Annotated in this window: 6 protein-coding genes; 2 read left to right on the top strand and 4 right to left on the bottom strand. The window is 70.4% G+C overall.

Features of this window, described 5'->3' with window-relative positions:
• Nucleotides 1-495: 495 nt before the first annotated feature.
• Nucleotides 496-729 (bottom strand): hypothetical protein, encoded by a 234-nt coding sequence (locus tag Q8W71_RS32635; protein ID WP_305528575.1) that lies wholly within the window; start codon nucleotides 727-729, stop codon nucleotides 496-498.
• A gap of 106 nt (nucleotides 730-835) precedes the next feature.
• On the opposite strand from Q8W71_RS32635, the gene Q8W71_RS32630 reads away from it, so the two are divergent.
• Together Q8W71_RS32630 and Q8W71_RS32625 are read left to right on the top strand one after the other, a co-directional pair.
• The gene (locus Q8W71_RS32630; RefSeq protein ID WP_305529457.1) at nucleotides 836-1,432 is read left to right on the top strand and encodes a PAS domain-containing protein; all 597 of its coding nucleotides are present in this window, start codon (nucleotides 836-838) and stop codon (nucleotides 1,430-1,432) included.
• A 194-nt stretch (nucleotides 1,433-1,626) separates the two neighbouring features.
• Complete coding sequence (locus Q8W71_RS32625; RefSeq protein WP_305529456.1) at nucleotides 1,627-1,857, top strand: DUF6894 family protein; 231 nt, start codon at nucleotides 1,627-1,629, stop codon at nucleotides 1,855-1,857.
• On the opposite strand, the gene Q8W71_RS32620 is transcribed toward Q8W71_RS32625, so the two are convergent.
• The 3 genes from Q8W71_RS32620 to Q8W71_RS32610 form a co-directional block, all read right to left on the bottom strand.
• Nucleotides 1,832-2,236, bottom strand: a complete 405-nt coding sequence (locus Q8W71_RS32620; RefSeq protein ID WP_305529455.1) for a DUF6894 family protein — start codon at nucleotides 2,234-2,236, stop codon at nucleotides 1,832-1,834. The two genes, Q8W71_RS32625 and Q8W71_RS32620, sit on opposite strands and share 26 nt — an antisense overlap.
• A gap of 4 nt (nucleotides 2,237-2,240) precedes the next feature.
• Nucleotides 2,241-3,023: a Crp/Fnr family transcriptional regulator gene (locus Q8W71_RS32615; protein WP_305529067.1), complete on the bottom strand. Its 783-nt coding sequence runs from the start codon at nucleotides 3,021-3,023 to the stop codon at nucleotides 2,241-2,243.
• A 61-nt stretch (nucleotides 3,024-3,084) separates the two neighbouring features.
• Nucleotides 3,085-3,380: DUF6894 family protein (locus Q8W71_RS32610; RefSeq protein WP_305529446.1), on the bottom strand; the 296-nt coding region annotated here is incomplete at its 5' end.

Genomic DNA, 3,380 nt, shown 5'->3' with positions numbered 1-3,380 from the left:
CTGGGCGACCGGCAATCGCAGGGCTCACGGCGCCGGTCAGCGAGCGATAGGGCGACGCTGAGGCTGCCTCCAGATCGGCATGGGCGGGCAAGCGAGCCGGGCCGCAGACAGACCCCCGAAGCGGCTCCCTGCTGTGGGGAGCGGCGGCATGAGCACCGGCATTGCGCCAGCAATGCTAAAGTGCGCCCTTCCGATCCTCTCCAGGGTGACCGGCGCCGCCCCGTGAAGCCGGGCGCCGACCTCAACCGATCCGCCAGCAGCGCGTCCACCCAGCGGTGCCCCTGCCGCGATCGAGGCATGCGCAGTCCGGCACAACGCTTTGTTGACCGCAGGGTCGTAGGCTCATTCTCGCGACCGGGCCCACCAGTCCGCACGTCTCCTGAGCAGCGTCCCGTCCTTCCCAGGATCCGCGCGGCCTCGCCGGCGTCGTCGCAGTCGAGGCCCGCCCCCATCACCTGTCGGGGGCGGGCCTTCCACGTTCGAACTTCACCCTGATCATACGCCCGGCGGTCCCGCCATCGTACGCAGCAGATCCAGACATTGCCGGCGCTTCGATGGATCGCGGATTGATCGAAACAAGCCGATCAGTTCCTGCTCCTCCGCCTCGGATGGGCCCCGTCGCTCGGCACTGACCCGCGAGAAGAATGCCTCCAATGGCATGTCGAGGGCATGGGCGATCTCGCTCAGAACCCGGCGGGCACGCGCGGCTTCGTCATCGGTATCGGACATCGCGGCGCTTCCCCCGGTCTGAACTCATGCGAGCACGGTGAGTTGCCCCGTTAACCTGAGTTACAATGTGGCATCGGGCTTAGACCTGAACGACTGGGGCGGTGCGATGGCCGGAGATGAGGACCATCAGCCGACGGACGCCTGGGAGTGGCGCAAGGGGGCGCTCACGGCGGCCGGCGTGCTCGGGTTGTGGGAGTGGGACCACCGTCAGGGGACGGCCCGATACTGCCCGGGCGCGGCCGGGCTGCTGGCCGGCGACCCCGAGATGGCATGGCGCGACCTCACTCCCGTGGACGCCCTGACTGGGGTACACGCCGACGACGCGGCCCGGCTGCACGAGCGGATGGGATCCGCAGCCGGTTCGGACGGCATCTGGGCCGACGAATGCCGAGTGCGCCTGGAGGGGAACGGGTCCCGGCGCGTGCTGTGCCGCGGAAAGACCTACCGGGATGAGGACGGCACGCCGCTGCGCACGATGGGTATGCTCATCGACATCACGGCCGGACCTGCCGAAGGTGATCAGCTTTCCAGTGATGTGGACCGCGCCGCGCTCGACCATGCCGCCCATCACGGTATCGAGGTCTACGAGGCGATCCAGGCCTCCGGCGTCGCGCACCTCCTGGCCCCCGCCCGGCTGCTGCTAGCCGCAATCGGGAGCGAGATCGCCCGGGCGATCTCGAAGCGGCATGGACAGCAGCATTGAGCCCAGCCCTCTCGTCGCCCTGCGCGAGGCCTACATCAGGATCCACGGCGAGCCGTAGCCCGCCCGCGGGCTGTACAACCTACGTGAGGGTGCCGCGCGTCCAACTCGTCCACGGTCCCGCGATCGTCGGCTGACTACCCGGGCGCCGACGACCGAGGGTTGCGTGTGCTCTCGCCCCAGCAGCGAGGGGCACGATGCCGCGCTACTTCATCAGCACGTCCGACGGTTTCCAGGCCCACGATCCGGAAGGGATCGAGTTGCCCGACACAGAGGCCCTGGCGCGGATGCTGCGCAGGACGCTCGCCGCCATACTGGCCGACGAGGGCACGGAGGGCGGCCGCAACGAGTTCTGGGCCGACGCCCTCGACGAGCGCGGCGAGCGGGTGATGACCGCCCGGGTCAGCCTGTCGGTGGCGGTGCCGTAGGGGGCTTCGCCAGCAGCGCCTGCATGTCGCGCAGCCTGCGCTTCAGCGTGGCGTGCTCCACCCGCAACTCGACGATCAGCCGCTGCGCCCGCGTCAGCGCCGTCGCGGCGGCGGGCGATGCAGGGGTGGTCGGCCGCCCGATGTGACGCACCCGCTCGTCGAACGGCACTTCCAGCAGAATGCGGTCCGGATCGGGCGCGCCGGTGATCACGAAGGTGCAGGCCATCGGATCGCGGCCCTCTCGCAGGAGGTCGACCGAGAGGCCGGGGATCGTCGCGCAGGCCTCCAGGTAGGCGGCGTCGAGGTCGCGCAGCACGAGGCCGGTCTCGTCGCGCTCCAGCCCGTCCGGGGTCCGCAGATGGAAGTGGTACAGCGGCATCGTCTCATGTTTCCTGGGCGGAACCGGTGATGTCGTCGTCGAACAGGTATGCGGGGTCGAACAGCGCCAGGGCGCGCAGCCGCGCACCGTCGACGAGCGTCAGGCGCCGGTGACGTAGGATGAGCAGGGCTTGGCTGCGCAGATCCCGCAACACCCGGTTGATGTGCACCGGGGTCTGGCCGAGCGCATCGGCGAGATCGATCTGCGTCAGCGGCATCGGACAGCTCACCGCGTCGGCGAGGCCGACCGCCTCCAGCCGTGCGTGGAGTTCGCACAGCAGGTGGGCGGTCCGCTCAATCGCCGAGCGGCGGCCGAGGCTGACCGTCCATTCGTGCTGGATCGCGGTGGTGGTCAGGCGCTCGTGCAGGAACGCCGCTTCAAGCGTCGCGCTGCGAGCTGTCAGCTCCTGGAAGGCGCCCCCGGGGATCTGCGCGAGGGTGATCGGTGTGAGGGCGCAGAGGGCGTGGTGAACGTGGCGCTTCCGGAACACCTGCGGATCGCACACGTCGCCGGGCAGGAGCAGCGTCACGATCTGGCGGCGGCCATCCGCGAGCTGCCGGTAGCGGCAGGCCCAGCCGTCGAGGACGACGTTGACGGCGCGCGGGTCGTCACCTTCCGCCAGGATGTCGGCGTGGGCTTCGACGAGCCGGGCCCGGGACAGGGCGACCGCCAGCCGCTGCCGGTCGTCGTCCGATAGGGCGGCCATGCGGTGCAGCTTGCGCGCCAGCGGGCTGTCGAGCCCGATCGGGCCGTCGCTGCGTCCCGAGCCCGGGCTGTGGTCGTTCATGTGCGAACGGCTCCGGGGGAGAGAGGGGCCGCGCGCGCCCAGGACGGATGCAGGGTCGCGGTCACCGGTTCGGCACGACGGCTTGCTCTCGGAGCAGAGCGGGCGCGTCGATCACGAGGAACGCCATCTGGAACAGGACGAGGCCGGTATGGTCGGTGACCTCGATGCGCCAGTCCTCGCCCAGGGCGACCCGTTCGGCTTCGTCCCGCAGGATCTCGCCGGCCAGCCGGATCGCGTCGAGGCGTGCGGCGCGCCAGTCGGGCAGCTCGGTGCCCTCTAGGTCGAGACGACTGACGCCGTCGTGGACGTTGAAGTGGAAGCGCGGCATCGGGCGTCCCGCCTGGGTGAGGCGGGGGC

Source organism: Methylobacterium amylolyticum (genome assembly GCF_030700245.1).
In the GTDB taxonomy this organism is placed as follows: domain Bacteria; phylum Pseudomonadota; class Alphaproteobacteria; order Rhizobiales; family Beijerinckiaceae; genus Methylobacterium.
This window is presented reverse-complemented; position numbering and strand designations above follow the sequence as displayed.

Coding starts and splice junctions, on each gene's coding strand:
- Q8W71_RS32635 (WP_305528575.1), bottom strand. CDS start 729: ATGTCCGATACCGATGACGAAGCCGCGCGTGCCCGCCGGGTTCTGAGC.
- Q8W71_RS32630 (WP_305529457.1), top strand. CDS start 836: ATGGCCGGAGATGAGGACCATCAGCCGACGGACGCCTGGGAGTGGCGC.
- Q8W71_RS32625 (WP_305529456.1), top strand. CDS start 1,627: ATGCCGCGCTACTTCATCAGCACGTCCGACGGTTTCCAGGCCCACGAT.
- Q8W71_RS32620 (WP_305529455.1), bottom strand. CDS start 2,236: ATGCCGCTGTACCACTTCCATCTGCGGACCCCGGACGGGCTGGAGCGC.
- Q8W71_RS32615 (WP_305529067.1), bottom strand. CDS start 3,023: ATGAACGACCACAGCCCGGGCTCGGGACGCAGCGACGGCCCGATCGGG.